General features: G+C 39.2%; 14 protein-coding genes. 12 read left to right on the forward strand and 2 right to left on the reverse strand.

Going from position 1 to position 14,865, the window contains the following annotated elements:
- Positions 1-431 precede the first annotated feature (431 nt).
- Positions 432-1,082 carry a DUF6266 family protein gene (locus tag Q2U82_RS00585; protein ID WP_410005841.1) on the forward strand — a complete coding sequence of 217 codons (651 nt, stop codon included), beginning with the start codon at positions 432-434 and terminating at the stop codon, positions 1,080-1,082.
- Positions 1,083-1,127: 45 nt separating this feature from the next.
- Here the strand turns inward: Q2U82_RS00585 and Q2U82_RS00590 are convergent, their stop codons facing one another.
- The gene (locus Q2U82_RS00590; protein WP_410005842.1) at positions 1,128-1,397 is read right to left on the reverse strand and encodes a helix-turn-helix domain-containing protein; all 270 of its coding nucleotides are present in this window, start codon (positions 1,395-1,397) and stop codon (positions 1,128-1,130) included.
- Between the two features lie 325 nt (positions 1,398-1,722).
- Between Q2U82_RS00590 and Q2U82_RS00595 the strand changes: the two genes are divergently transcribed.
- The 5 genes from Q2U82_RS00595 to Q2U82_RS00615 all read left to right on the forward strand — a co-directional run bounded on the left by Q2U82_RS00595 (position 1,723) and on the right by Q2U82_RS00615 (position 6,031).
- Positions 1,723-2,088, forward strand: coding sequence for a hypothetical protein (locus Q2U82_RS00595; protein WP_410005843.1), 366 nt, complete (start codon positions 1,723-1,725; stop codon positions 2,086-2,088).
- Between the two features lie 186 nt (positions 2,089-2,274).
- Entirely contained in the window at positions 2,275-2,853 is a 579-nt protein-coding gene (locus Q2U82_RS00600) for a HutD family protein (protein ID WP_410005844.1), read from the forward strand.
- Positions 2,854-2,968: 115 nt separating this feature from the next.
- On the forward strand, positions 2,969-4,423 hold the full coding sequence (locus Q2U82_RS00605; RefSeq protein ID WP_410005845.1) for an FAD-dependent oxidoreductase: 1,455 nt from the start codon (positions 2,969-2,971) through the stop codon (positions 4,421-4,423).
- A 264-nt stretch (positions 4,424-4,687) separates the two neighbouring features.
- Complete coding sequence (locus tag Q2U82_RS00610) at positions 4,688-5,209, forward strand: sigma-70 family RNA polymerase sigma factor (RefSeq protein ID WP_410005846.1); 522 nt, start codon at positions 4,688-4,690, stop codon at positions 5,207-5,209.
- A gap of 69 nt (positions 5,210-5,278) precedes the next feature.
- A complete protein-coding gene (locus Q2U82_RS00615; RefSeq protein WP_410005847.1) occupies positions 5,279-6,031 on the forward strand; it encodes a DUF6503 family protein in 753 nt (250 codons plus the stop codon).
- Between the two features lie 4 nt (positions 6,032-6,035).
- On the opposite strand, the gene Q2U82_RS00620 is transcribed toward Q2U82_RS00615, so the two are convergent.
- Entirely contained in the window at positions 6,036-8,498 is a 2,463-nt protein-coding gene (locus tag Q2U82_RS00620; RefSeq protein WP_410007103.1) for a M14 family metallopeptidase, read from the reverse strand.
- Positions 8,499-8,678: 180 nt separating this feature from the next.
- Between Q2U82_RS00620 and bshC the strand changes: the two genes are divergently transcribed.
- From bshC to Q2U82_RS00650, 6 genes are all read left to right on the forward strand, one after another.
- Complete coding sequence (bshC, locus tag Q2U82_RS00625; protein WP_410007104.1) at positions 8,679-10,274, forward strand: bacillithiol biosynthesis cysteine-adding enzyme BshC; 1,596 nt, start codon at positions 8,679-8,681, stop codon at positions 10,272-10,274.
- Between the two features lie 59 nt (positions 10,275-10,333).
- Positions 10,334-10,552 (forward strand): hypothetical protein, encoded by a 219-nt coding sequence (locus Q2U82_RS00630; RefSeq protein ID WP_410005848.1) that lies wholly within the window; start codon positions 10,334-10,336, stop codon positions 10,550-10,552.
- Positions 10,552-10,857 (forward strand): type II toxin-antitoxin system RelE/ParE family toxin, encoded by a 306-nt coding sequence (locus Q2U82_RS00635; protein ID WP_410005849.1) that lies wholly within the window; start codon positions 10,552-10,554, stop codon positions 10,855-10,857. The genes Q2U82_RS00630 and Q2U82_RS00635 overlap by 1 nt, the downstream gene beginning before the upstream one ends.
- Before the next feature lie 101 nt (positions 10,858-10,958).
- Positions 10,959-12,488, forward strand: a complete 1,530-nt coding sequence (gene guaA, locus Q2U82_RS00640; protein ID WP_410005850.1) for a glutamine-hydrolyzing GMP synthase — start codon at positions 10,959-10,961, stop codon at positions 12,486-12,488.
- 51 nt (positions 12,489-12,539) lie between these two features.
- Positions 12,540-14,441, forward strand: a complete 1,902-nt coding sequence (locus tag Q2U82_RS00645) for a LysM peptidoglycan-binding domain-containing protein (protein WP_410005851.1) — start codon at positions 12,540-12,542, stop codon at positions 14,439-14,441.
- A complete protein-coding gene (locus Q2U82_RS00650) occupies positions 14,438-14,839 on the forward strand; it encodes an OsmC family protein (RefSeq protein ID WP_410005852.1) in 402 nt (133 codons plus the stop codon). Before Q2U82_RS00645 ends, Q2U82_RS00650 begins: the two co-directional genes overlap by 4 nt.
- Positions 14,840-14,865 lie beyond the last annotated feature (26 nt).

Below are 14,865 nucleotides of genomic sequence, written 5' to 3' on the forward strand. Positions count from 1 at the left end.
ATTCCTCGCCAACGCAGAATTCCACTCGCATTTTAAGCACAGTTCCCCCACCCTCCTTCTACTCTAAGTCGCCCATTGTTCGCAAAAAGTGTCATTTCGCGAACAATTCGCGAACAACACTCGAACAACACTCGAACAAATGCAACGCAAAAAACGCAAATGTCGGGTTCAAACCAGTTGGCAATTGCACGCAAAAGGGTGCAATTGGCAGCAAATCCCCGCATACTTATGCAAATGGTTGCAACCGTATGCAATTAGGGTATTAATGCCGCAATGGCTGTTATTATGAGTGAAACAAACTTAAACGTAGACAACGAAGGGAATTTTAAAGCAAGTTCGGGCAAGTTGGCGCATGTTTTTGGTGCACAGCGAAGTGCGTTATACTTTGGCTATGAATTAAAAATTATATGTCTAACTAAAACCAAAACGACATGGGTAAATTCAACGATGGAATTTTCGGTTCCTTCTCGGGACGAGTGGGAAACGTAGTAGGTGCCAATTGGCGCGGTATCGATGTACTTCGCAAACGCCCAAGAAGGAAACCTAACAGAACCGGTACCGCAAACCAGCTTGAACAACGGGCTAAATTTGCAGCGGTAGTGGAATTTTTGAACCCCATCAAAGAGGTGGCGGGCGCGTATTTCAGTAGGGAAACCAAAAGTAAATCGCGCTACAACCTCGCCACAGGCTACAATCTTAAGAATGCCTTGGTTGATGGTCCTGGCAACACTTTTACGTTAGATTATAGCAAGGTGTTGATCAGTAAAGGCGAGCTTCGTGGCTTGGAAGGGGGTGCAGTTGTAGCACAACCAGCACACGTGCTGGAAATGAGCTGGACGGACAACAGTGGGCAGGGCTCTGCCGCAGCTACCGATTTGGTAATTGCTGTGGTATATTCCCCCGCCCAGGATTTGTTCCAGATTTTCAACCCAGCGCCAGCCACCCGTGGGGATGCCACGGTAGCGCTTACCATGCCGGCTTATTACAGCGGAAACGAGGTGCATGTATGGGGCACCGTAATTTCTGACGATAAGAAAGTGGCTGCCGTTAGTACCTATATGGGTACGGCAATCATGACTTAGGCCCAACAGCAGGCAAACTGAAAGAGCCAATGATAAAACTTAGGTTTAGTCATTGGTTTCTTCATTTTCAGTATCCAGTGCTGAGTTTCTGTTTTTCTTTTTATAGTAAGGGTGGAAACTTTCTTTAATCATTTTCTTAAGGAATTTTGATGGATAATAACATCTGGGGCCGATAGAGAAGAATTGAAGGTACCCCTTTTCCCGCCACCTTCTTACACTTTCCTTGCTAATACCTAGAATTACCATAAGGTCTTCATCGGTCAGCAATTCTTTTTCGAGCAGTTTGCTCTCCTTAGTTTTGCCTTTTGCTTTCATGATTGAAAAATTTAAAGCGGGGAGAATATACTAAGATAAAAAATATGGAATAATTAATAGTATAAATACTACAAATTTTTGGGGCTAAGCGGGAAACAGCCTAAAGCAACTTTCTTATTGCTAATTATTTATTATAAACTGCTAATTGTTATATTTGATATTCTCCCCAATTAAAATGCTCACTGTTACGGTTTTCCGTAACGCGAGGTTTTGCATTTGATTTATATTTGAAAAAGTAACCTACGCAACTGCATGTTGATATTTGCTAGTTGTGTGTAATATGCCCTGGCCTACTTTGTGAAATAGATTAACCAAAATGTATATTATGAAAAAATATTTAATCCTTATTTTGATTTTAATTGGAGTGAATTACGCCAATGCACAATCTTGTGAAGAAATTATGGATTTTGTAAAGTCCAAAAGTTACGGAACTACTTATACAAGTTATGATAGTGAGGCAATATCAAAAGTAACATTCTACACTGTGAGTATTGATTACAAGACTCTTTATTTTGCAATTGTTTGCTTTAAAAGACAATATTCTTATTCTTGTAATGAGTACATATATCAAGTTGGTTCAAATACAAAACTAAATTATTCTTTAGAACATTATGATAGTGCAGGAAAAGCCTTTTGGAAACATATTCAACCATACGCTGATGTTTTAGGTTGTTCGCCCAATTTTGATTAAAATATTTCCCCTAGCGTGTTTTTATAAAGCATTCCCATCTTATAGCGTATTTACAATGCCACTTGGCGCGGGCTTCCCGCCCGCTCCCTACGCAATCTTGATTACACAACAGTAAGGGGACGTGCGACACGTTCCAACTAGCGTTTTGAATATCCTATCTTTGACATATAAAACAATAATTACCTTTTGAATATAGCAATCCTTACGCCTCAGCATTTCCAAACAAGCCAATGGTCAGGCGGCAGCACAACCCAATTGTATATATTCCCTGCCAACGCCACTTATGAAGAAAGAAATTTTGAGTTACGCCTAAGCACAGCCAAAGTAGAAGCTGAAGAATCTACCTTCACATCTCTACCAGACATAGACCGTAAACTTATGATTTTGGAGGGAGCAATCACCATTACCCACCAAGACAAATACACCAAGCACCTCACCCCTTTTCAGGTAGATGAGTTTAGCGGAGATTGGAAAACCACCGCCATAGGCACCTGTACTGACTTTAATGTAATGACGAAGGGCAAACAACAAAGCGATTTATATCATATAGCTATGGAGGCAGGCAGCAATTATATCCTAAAACCTAAAAAGAAGTGCAAGAATTTATTCCTATACGCAACATCCAGCACTATCCATTTGCAACTTTCGGATAAAAAATACATACTGGAAAAAGGAAACCTAATGGTTATTCAAGATGCCAACGGTTCTTCTATTGCTATTAACAGTGATAAGGGTTTTGGGGTTACAGTCTTAGAAATGTATTAAATCTGAAACTTGAAACCATATGTTCTATCTTTGCCACACTAAACAGCAAAATAGTTCCAATCTACTTTCATCTTGAAACAAACCTCACGAACTCTTAAATGAAGAAGAAGTAAAAATGGCGGAAAACAAAAAGATTTGTTGGACTATTTGTGAGGCATGTAAAGGAGCCGGCAAAAAACGCCAAAGACTCCGCAAAAAAGTAAAGCTCCAATACCAAAGGAAGTTAGAAGCCTTTGAAAAAAACAATGGCGAAGGCACCGCTCCAATTAAACCTAAAGGTCACTTAAATACTTGTACAAACTGTTCCGGATCTGGTTTGGTTCCTGCAAATAGCCATCCAATAGCAGATACAGAAAACTACCCACACCTTGCCATTATCGGTGGCGGAATTGGCGGCGTAGCACTTGCAGTAGCTTGTTTGCACCGAGGAATTCCTTTTACACTTTATGAACGTGATAAAGGTTTCAATACGCGTTCACAAGGCTACGGACTTACGTTGCAACAAGCCAATAAAGCAATTGAGGGCTTAGGTATCTTTAAGTTGGAAGAAGGTGTGGTTTCTACCAGGCATTTGGTGCATACCACAGAAGGAAAAGTAATCGGCGAATGGGGAATTCGAAAGTGGATGCAATCCGCTGAAAAAACTTTCAAAAAGCGAACCAATATTCACATTGCTAGACAATCTTTGCGCTTAGCCTTACTTAAACAATTGGGCGGAAATGAAGCAGTGCATTGGGGACACAATTTGGTGGATTATAAGGAATGTGACGATAAAAGCATTGAACTTAATTTTGAAACAAACGGACAACTAAAAAAAGCCAAAGCAGATCTTGTAGTAGGCGCCGACGGCATCCGAAGTTCAGTTCGCAAATTGTTCATCGGCGAGGATGTGAGTCCTTTACGATATCTTGATTGTATTGTGATATTGGGTATTTGTCCATTAAGCGCCTTGGAAAGTGTTGAAAGCGATTTGCTGGATTCGGCAACGGTATTTCAAACCGCCAATGGCAATGAGCGCATTTACATTATGCCTTATGATTCAAAATCGGTTATGTGGCAACTTAGTTTTCCTATGTCAGAGATTGAAGCAAATGCTTTGAGTACAAAAGGCGCTAAAGCACTCAAGGAAGAAGCTTGCAAAAGAACACAATGGCACAACCCCATTCCTCAAATTTTAGCGGCAACCCAGGAAGCGCAAGTCTCTGGTTATCCCGTTTATGACCGCGAATTGCTCAAGCCAGAATTACTGCATAAAAGTAAAAACACAACTTTAATAGGAGATGCGGCCCACCCAATGAGTCCCTTTAAGGGGCAGGGCGCAAACCAAGCGCTTTTGGATGCGCTGGCACTGGCCCGTAGCATTTCAAAAGGTTGCAGCCCCTTTTCCAATTGGAGAGAAGTTGGATTAAGAAAAAGTGTTTTGAATGAGTTTGAATCAAAGATGCTGAAACGCAGTGCTTCTAAAGTAAAAGATTCTGCCGCTGCCGCACAATTTCTTCATTCCGAAATTGTCCTTCATGAAAGTGATGCGCCGAGAGGACGGTTTTTAAAACAAATAGAAAAGAATTAAAAAAAACTCGGACATTTATTTATAGCAAGTTGCTATTTTTAAATTTCCATTGTATCCTTTTCACCATTTATGAGTCTCCCTTATGAATATTAAAAACAATCATTATGAATACTTGTAACTGTACCAACTGCGATTGCACCAAGTGTAACTGCAAAGACTGCTCAGCAAACACTTGCCCTTGCGAGCGATGCGAATGCGACAAATGCAGTTGTTGTTAAACCCAATAAAGGTTGGTATAAAAGCCAACCTTTTTTATTTTTGAATATGGAAACACAGAAAATTTGGAAGCAGTTTAATGACGCTCTCTATTTTTTTATTCTTAAGAAAGTAAAGAACGAAAATGCCGCCAACGATATTTTTCAAAATACCTTTTTGAAAATCCACAACAACCTGCACCAACTTAAGGAAGAAGAAAAAGCAAAGGCCTGGGTGTTTCAGATTGCGAGGAATGAAATTGCCAATCACTTCAAAAAGGAATCAAAATATATAGCTCCCGTAGAAGAAATTGCAGAGGTAAATTTTGAAAGGAATGAAGCCTATTGCTGTTTTGATAGGTTTATAAATGACCTGCCTTCCATTTATAAAGAAACCGTCGAGTTAGTTTATATAAAGGGAAAGAAACAAGATGAAGCTGCAAAAATTTTGGAAATCAGCCTTGCAAACGTAAAGGCAAGAATTAGGCGCTCAAAAGATATTCTAAAGGAAAAATTCAGCGAATGCTGCAAATATGAATTTGACAAAAACGGCAGTTTGATTGGCGAACCCGATTGTTCGAAGTGTAGTTGAAGATTATTTTCCAAAAGGTCATGCTGAGTCTGTCGAAGCACTCCGTATCTTTACTCAAAACACAAATTTATGCGCTTCCTTCCAGCAATCACTTTACTTCTGCTTTTTATTTCCTGCAAAAAGGAAATAAAACCACTAACCGCCCAGCAGATTATTGATAAAACCATTGAAAATGCAGGCGGCAAGAAATATGAAACTGCAACAATAAACTTCACTTTCCGCGACATCAAATACAGTAGCAAAAGGAACAAAGGGCTTTTTGAATACAGCCGAACCTATACCGATTCCATTGGGGAAGTAAACGATGTGCTAAACAATGACGAGTTTAAACGGTTTATAAACGCCCAAAAAATAGACTTGCCCGATTCCACGGCCACCAAATATGCCAATTCGGTAAACTCAGTTCATTATTTTGTACAATTGCCCTACGGCCTAAACGACCCGGCCGTTAAGAAGGAACTGCTAGGCGAAGCCGAAATTATTGATAAGAAATATTATGAAGTAAAAGTGACCTTTGCGCAAGATGGAGGAGGAACCGACCACGAAGATGAATATATGTACTGGATAGCGAAGGATAATTTTACGGTAGATTATTTCGCATATAAATTCTATACAGATGAAGGCGGCATTCGTTTTAGGAAAGCCTACAACCCAAGAATGGTCAACGGAATACGGTTTGTGGATTACGAAAACTACAAATTGGAACCTTGGCAATCCGTAGATCTAAAAACAGTTGACGAGCTCTTTGATGCAGAAAAACTGGAGTTGCTTTCTAAAATTAAGACGGAAGATATTTCTGTTGAAATTTTAGGGAATAACTAAACTCTTAATTGATAAAAAACACCGCATTCGCCAAAAACAGTTTTCCGTTTTGCCAAAAGGAGCGGAAGGAAACATCATCCACCATATAAACCACACTACCTTTGCCCTTTTTCGCTTCGGCAAATACTATTGAATTTTTTAAAGCAGCTTTTGCTTTTTCGCCAGAAAAACCAGAAACGCTTTCTGGTTCCTTTATATAACCCACATTGTAACCGTCATTTAAAAATTTATAGGAATCGCTACCCAGTTTTAAGCTGTAATACGTATCGCCGTAACCAAACGCCAAAGGATGGGTATTGTCCAACATTACTTTATAGATACTTCCTGTTATGAAATCTTTTGTGCTTTCCAATTCGCGTTGTACGTAGGGAATCATATTTCCCAAAGTGTCCTTTTCTTTTTCCGCTTTTTCATCACCGTTTTTTTTAAGATCAAAACCTTCCTTTCCTTCAAAAGTTGCTACTGCATTACCAATGGCAATTACTCTTCCACCCTTATTTATCCACTGTTCGAGAGATTTAAAAGCATCGTCACTTAAAATACTTTTATAATAACCGTCCGGCAAAATCAAGACATCATAATCTGACCATTGAATGTTCCCAATATCGCCTGTATTTATTGAAGTGATTGGGTATTTCAATTGGGTTTCAAAAAAATGCCAAAGTGCCCCATAGCTTAAAGATGAAGTTCCTTCCCCTTGCAGCATCGCAATCTTTTTATTTTTTATTAAATGAACATATTGCGATCCGAAATCGGTTAAATTATCAGCAAAACTTGTGGGCGAAGCATACAACTGCCGTCCCATTTCGTTTGCTATTTCTATAAGGGTTTTGTCAAAATCTACATTGTTTTTATTGTCGCTTCGCGTAATAATCAAACTACCGGGACCAAAAGTATTCCCGCCAAAACCCAATTCATTTTCAGAAAAACGCACTTTTATATTTGCCTGTAATAAAGCTGAAAGAAATTCGGCATCCTGCAAACTGTTCCATTTCGCAATATAGCCAGCAGCAATTGGTGAAGAAGTATTAGAAACGGTATTGTTTGGATTAGCTCCCATTGCTGGAACAAAAGTAGTGCTAGCCACAGTTTCAAGTCCGAAAGCATACGGCAGACTCCAAGCCGTAATATCATAAGTAATGGGCGTTGAAAGTGCGGCGTTCGGTTCAAAAAGCACTTGTACCATTTTCCCTTTCGGCTGGTTTGTGCTTACCACCAATGCGCCTTTAGCGTCCATCGCGCCTTTTTTATTTTCAGAATAATTGAAGCCGCTTACACTTCCGCCAGTTGCATATCCGTATTTTATTTCGTGCCGATCAAGCATTTTGGTCAGCGCTTTTAGATTGTCGGGATTGCCTTTTAATACAAAACTTTTGTACTTTAAATTATCGTTTTGAAAAAATTTCTTGAATTCAGAATTTAGGGAAGCAGCCTGTTGCGAAGCCACTTCAATAGTAGAAAGTCCTGTAGTTGTGTGATGCGCCACACGATCCACAAGGGTTAGTTCAATGTCTTCGTCATTTATAATTCCCAAACCAGCCATTCCGTGGCCGGCCTGTTCATAGGTCATCCCGATGGCACCCATATAGAGCGGATAGGTATCGCCATAACTCGGGTACAACAAATCAAAACTCTCGCGTGTAAAGAAAAGCCAACCATTTTTATCAAAATATTTGGCGTTGTTCTTCCCTATTTTATTTTGGAATTCACGCTGCCAATCGGTTATTATTTCGTGATAAGGCTCGGCTCCCGGCGCAAAATAATAGGGGTTGTTGATAAATTGCTCGTGAAAATCAACGTGTATCTGCGGCATCCATTGGTTGTAGATTTTTAAACGCTGTTGGGTCTCTACCTGGCTTGCCCACATCCAATCGCGGTTTAAATCGAAAAGATAATGGTTTGGTCTTCCACCGGGCCAAGGTTCGTTGTGTTCTATGGCGTCACGGGATGAATTATAGGGTGAAGCTTTCACTTGATTGTACCAATTTACATAACGATCGCGACCATCGGGGTTTACACCCGGATCCATAATAACAACTACGCTTTTCAACCAATCGGAGTGTTCCGTTATAAGTTTGTAAACTGTATTCATCGCCGCCTCGCTGCTGCTGGCCTCGTTGCCGTGTACGTTGTAACTAAGCCAAACAATGGTTTTATCTGGGTTCGCACTCCCGGAAAGTATGCCGATATTCTTTAAATTGTCGGTGCGTATTTGTTCAAGATTTGCAAGGTTTTCTTCGGAAGAAATAACTGCATAAGTAAGTCTTCTGCGTTCGTTGGTTTTTCCGTAATCAAAATATTTTACCATTACGCTATTTGCAGCTACATGTTCAAAATAGGAAACAACATCGGCATGACGGGAAAATTCGGTTCCAATTTCATAACCCAAGAATTCGGAAGGAGATTGCAGTTGGGCGAAAATAAAAAGTGGCATTAAATATAGAAGAAAAGCTAGCTTGCGAACCATTTTGAATATTTTAATTGAAGGCCAAAGATAGTTAAATTCCAAAACGAAATTCCAAATTCCAATGGGCGCATTTTGATATTTGGTGCTTGAAATTTGGAATTTGAAAACCATATTAACGTATCTTTAAACCTGCGACCCACATAAAACGGTTATTTTTGTTTGACTTTTTCCAAAGAACCTATGCCAAACCATTCCATTCCGTATAAAAACACAGGGTATTTTTCAAAATTGATATGTGATTATCTCGCTGAAGATGAAAGTTTAAAACCTTTTTACAATCGCTTTCCGAACTTGGAAAATTTCAAGCATCAACTAACGGAAAAGCAAAAGAATTTTACGGATGAAAAACGGCATTTGTTGTCGAAACGGATTATGTTTCAGTATGGCGACAATTCCATTTCGCAATCTACGCTAAGCAATATAGATTTGTTGCGGGAACATACAACATTTACAATAACCACGGGGCATCAACTCAATCTTTTTACGGGGCCGCTGTATTTTCTTTATAAAATATTTTCAGCCATAAATCTTGCTGAACAGTTAAATAAAACATACCCCAACAACCATTTTGTCCCTGTTTATTGGATGGCGACGGAAGACCACGATTTTGAGGAAATCAATTATTTCAACCTCTTCGGAAAAAAAGTAAAGTGGGATAGAAAAGCCTCGGGTGCGGTGGGCGAACTTTCTACGGAAGGATTAAAGGAAGTGAAGCAGCAATTGAAAAAAGAATTTGGCGAAAGCGAAAACGCAAAAAAGTTGATTTCCTATTTCTCCGATGCCTACACCAAACACGACAATCTTGCAGACGCCACACGGTTTTTGGCCAATTGTCTCTTTTATCATCACGGTTTAGTCATTGTTGACGGAAATGATGATGAATTGAAAAAATGCTTTATTCCCTATGCAGAAAAGGAACTGACCGAAAACCTCAGCTATAAAAAAGTTTCCGAAACTACGGAAAAATTGACCGCTTTGGGCTATTCGGAACAAGTGCATCCTAGGGAAATAAATCTTTTTTATTTAAAGGAAAATCTACGGGAACGCATTGTTGAGCAGGAAGGACGGTTTTATGTAAACGAAACCGACATCTCTTTTTCAAAAGAAGAAATTTTAAAGGAACTACACGAAAACCCGCAGCGGTTCTCGCCTAACGCTTTGCTGCGCCCGTTATACCAGGAAGAAATTTTACCGAATCTCTGTTACATTGGCGGCGGTGGCGAACTTGCTTATTGGTTTCAACTAAAGGATTATTTCAATAAAGTGGAAGTCCCCTTCCCTATTTTGTTGCTACGTAATTCTGTGCTTTTGGTTCCTAAAATGCTTTCAGAAAAACTTCAAAAGTTAAATGTAAAAATTGAAGATTTATTTCTTCCGCAATATGAATTAATCACGAAGCATACACAGGAAATTTCAAAAATAGACATTGACTTTTCAAAGCAAAAAGAATTTCTGAAACAGCAATTCAAGGATTTATACGAATTAGCAAAACAGACCGACGCTTCTTTTTTGGGGGCTGTTGGCGCACAAGAGAAGAAGCAAATAAATGGTTTGGGCAATCTTGAAAAACGTTTATTAAAAGCACAAAAGAGAAATCTTTCCGACGAACTGGACCGTGTGAAAAATATTCAAAACCAACTATTCCCAAACCAAAGTTTGCAGGAACGCCAACTTAATTTTTCAGAATTTTATTTGGAGTACGGGGAAGGATTGCTTGATGATTTGAAAGAAAATTTGGAGCCGTTGGACTCTAATTTTACAGTTTTGGAATTGTAATACTTTATAAAGGCAAGATCAACAAACAAATTTCATTAACTTTGAAAAAAGCTTTCAAAATGGACATCAAAACTTCAAAAATAGAATTGGTAAAATTGATACTAAATATTGAAAATGATACATTTATCAATAAAGTTGCTGAATTCATAAATAATGAGAAGGCTGATTTTTGGAATGAATTAAGTATAGAAGAACAGGCTGAAATTAAAAAAGGAATTGAGCAACTTAACCGAGGCGAAGGAAAATCATATAAAGAAGTTCTCAAAAGAATTTCATAATGGAAGTCATTCTATCGCCACAAGCAGAAAATAAACTTGAAGAAATTACTGAGTATCTTTTATCTGAATGGGGAAATAAAGTTAAAAAAGATTTTTTATCCAAACTCACTTCTAAAATCGAGCAAATTTCGTTACAACCGGAAAGTTGTCCAAAATCAAAAGAACTTGGTGGAATTTATAAATGTGTTGTAACAAAACAAAATACTTTTTATTACCGTATAAATTCTCAAAGAAACATACTTGAAATTATTACATTTTTTGACACTCGCCAAAATCCAATTAAACTTAAAAAGCAATTAAAGTAAAAAGTTATATCCAATTTTTGGCAAAAAAACTCTGTTGAAAACCCTTAAAAAAATTCTTCACAACCCTTTAACCAACTTATATATTTAAAGTATTTTTGCCTATGCAAAACAACGTCCTCATTTTAGATTTTGGTTCGCAGTACACCCAACTTATCGCGAGACGCGTGCGGGAACTGAACATTTACTGCGAAATTCACCCTTACCATCACATTCCAGAAAACTTGGAGCCTTTTAAGGCCGTAATACTTTCGGGCAGTCCGTTTTCCGTTCGCGCGGAAGATGCACCGCATCCTGATCTTTCACAGATTCGTGGCCACAGACCCCTTTTGGCGGTCTGTTACGGCGCACAATATTTGGCACATTTCAACGGCGGAAGTGTGGAACCTTCAAACATTCGCGAGTACGGAAGGGCGAAACTTTCCATGATAAAATCGGGCGAGGAATTTTTTAAGGATATTCCCGAAAACACAAACGTTTGGATGAGCCATAGTGATACAATCGCACAGCTTCCAGAAAACGGAGTTCGTTTAGCGAGCACAGTTGATGTACTAAACGCAGCTTACAGAATTGAAGGCGAAGAAACGTACGCAATCCAGTTTCACCCAGAAGTGTATCACACTACGCACGGCAAACAGTTGCTTGAAAATTTCTTGGTAAATATTGCCGAAGTGCCACAAACTTGGACGCCCGCAGCTTTTGTGGAAACAACTGTTCAAACTTTAAAAGAGCAGATTGGCGACGGAAAGGTTGTACTTGGTTTAAGTGGCGGTGTAGATTCTACAGTTGCGGCAATTCTTCTGAATAAAGCAATCGGCAAAAATCTATTTTGCATTTTTGTAAACAACGGTTTGCTTCGTAAAAATGAGTTTGAAAACGTGCTGCACCAATATAAGGATATGGGGCTGAACGTAAAAGGTGTGGATGCTTCGGAACGCTTTTTGGAAGCTTTGCGAAACGAAAGCGATCCCGAACGGAAACGCAAAGCCATTGGCAACGCATTTATAGAAGTTTTTGATGATGAAGCGCATCAATTAACCGGAGTAGATTGGTTGGCGCAGGGAACAATTTATCCAGATGTTATTGAAAGTGTTTCAGTGAACGGCCCTTCGGTTACCATAAAAAGTCACCATAACGTAGGCGGATTGCCTGATTTTATGAAACTGAAAATCGTGGAACCTTTGCGAATGCTTTTCAAGGATGAAGTGAGACGCGTTGGAAAAGAAATGGGCATTGACCCCGAATTATTGGGCAGACACCCTTTCCCGGGACCAGGTTTGGCAATCCGGATTTTGGGCGATATTACGGCCGAAAAAGTTCGTATATTACAGGAGGTTGACGCAATCTTCATTAATGGATTGAAGAAATGGGATCTTTACGATAAAGTGTGGCAGGCTGGCGCAATTTTGCTTCCAGTAAACAGTGTTGGCGTAATGGGAGACGAACGTACTTACGAAAAAGTAGTTGCTTTACGCGCCGTTGAATCTACCGATGGAATGACGGCAGATTGGGTAAATCTTCCCTATGAATTTTTACAGGAAACGAGCAACCATATAATAAACCGAGTTAAAGGCGTTAATAGAGTAGTCTATGACATCAGCTCTAAACCGCCCGCGACCATCGAGTGGGAATAACAAATTGAAATCGAGACTATGTTTGGCAAATCTAAAAAATTGATTATCTCTATGTTGAAGTGTTTAATATACGTTTCGGTAACCTTCCTTTTTATGGTAAGCTGTGGCTCGGTAGCGCAGCAGCAATACAAAAGCCATTCGGTTCAAAAAGGCGAAACGGTTTACAGTATTTCTAAGGAATATGCAATTTCCGAAGAAACCATTTACAACCTCAATCCAGATGCAAAAAATGGGTTGAAGGTAAACAGTGTGCTTATTATTCCTTCAAACAGCGTTATTAGTTCTGGCACAAATAATAACAATTTCCGCCAACACAAAGTTAAAAAGAAGGAAACACTATACGGAATTGCACAATTGTACAATGTAAGCGTTGACGAAATAAAAAAACTGAATAAAGATCTTTATTCCCGTGGACTTAAAAAAGGAGAAAACTTATTGATTCCAGCAAAGGCCAATAATAGTGAAACCAACGGTTCCAATACTGGAAATACTTTACCGGGAACGCAGAAATATACCGTAAAGGCAAAAGAAACCAAATTTGGAATCGCCAGAAAATTTGGAATTAGCATTGCCGAACTGGAAGATTTAAACCCAGATTTAGGCGATAGTTTAAAAGTAGGCACAACCCTAATCGTTCCCGATAAAACCGTAATTGAAAATGCTGAAATTGACGACGAGAATTTTCAGTATTACGAAGTAAAACCGAAAGAAGGATTTTATAGGTTAAAAGCAAAATTTGGTCTTTCCGAAGAAGAAGTTATTGCCTTGAATCCGTATGCAAAAGATGGGTTGAAGGATGGAATGATTTTAAAAATTCCAAAAGAAGAAAATACAATTTCACAGGAAGATATATCAGTAGTCAATCTTGAAAATAAAATTGACAACAAAAAGATGAAAACGGTAGCGTTGATGCTTCCCTTCCGCTTAATGCGTAGCGCAAGTGACACAACAAGTAGCGATGAAGATTTACTCAAGAGAGATCCAACCCTTCGTGTGGCTCTAGATTTTTATAGCGGAGCATTGATGGCCGCGGATTTTGCAAAGGACAAAGGCATTTCGGTAACAATGAATGTTTACGACACCGAAAAAAGCGACACCAAAGTTGCATCAATCATTTCAAAAAGCGAATTCAAAAATGTGGATGCCGTAATTGGTCCATTACTCCAAAAAAATGTGGAAAAAGCTTCAGCTATGTTGAAAGGCGAAAAAATCCCAGTCTTTTCACCTTTGAGCAATAGAGAGATGGCAATGAATGACAATCTTTTCCAAACACTGCCCACAGATGCAGTGCTTCAGAAAACTATGATTCGTTATTTAAAAGAGCACAGTTCTGGGAAAAATATCATCATTATTTCAGACTCCAAAAGAGCGAAACAACGTGAAATGATTCAAAACGCAATACCTATGGCTAAAACCGTATCACCACGCGGAGGCGGTTATATCCAAGCGAGCGATATAACTTCTGTGGCTTCTGAAGGGATGGACAATTGGGTGATACTTGAGACTCAAAATCCTGTTTTGGTTAGTAGTGCCGTGAACGTACTTGCGGCCATGCCCGCCAATTATAAAGTTCGTTTATTCACTTTGGACAGAAACGAAGCCTATGAATGGTACGAGGTTTCCAGCACGCGTTTGGCAAAATTGAACTTTACCTTTCCATCAGTAAATAAGAATATTTCAGAAGATGACCGCAATCCGTTTTTGATCAGCTATAAAAATAAATACGGTGTTCTTCCCAACAGATATGCTATTCGCGGCTTTGACGTAACCTATGATGTATTGCTCCGTTTGGCTTCGGAAAAAGATATTTATGACGCCATAATGCCCGAAAGCGAAACGGTTTATATTGAAAATAAATTTCGATATGAAAAATCGAACACCGAAGGCTACTGCAACGAAGCTGCCTATATTTTAAAATATAACGACGAACTTAAATTTGAAGTAGTAGAATGAGCACTGCCAAAGTAACCTATCTCGGAAATCTTCGCACCGAAAACGAACATCTTAAATCGGGTGACAAATTCATCACGGATGCCCCAACAGACAATAATGGGAAAGGGGAAGCTTTTTCACCCACAGATACCGTAGCCACTGGACTTGCCAATTGTATGATAACCATGATGGGTATAAAGGCACGCGACATGAAAGTGAACATGGACGGCACCACGGCTATGGTCACCAAAACTATGGCTGCAGACCCACGCCGAATTTCAAAAATTGAAGTGGTTTTAAATTTTCCTGCCGGAATAGACGATAAATCAAAAAAAATACTTGAAAATACAGCGCGTACTTGTCCTGTTCATTATAGCCTGCATCCAGATATTGAAAGAGTGATTACTTTTAATTGGTAGGCCTCCCCAACCCCTCCATAGGAGGG

The organism is Aequorivita nionensis (assembly GCF_046352995.1).
Taxonomy (GTDB): Bacteria; Bacteroidota; Bacteroidia; order Flavobacteriales; family Flavobacteriaceae; genus Aequorivita; species Aequorivita nionensis.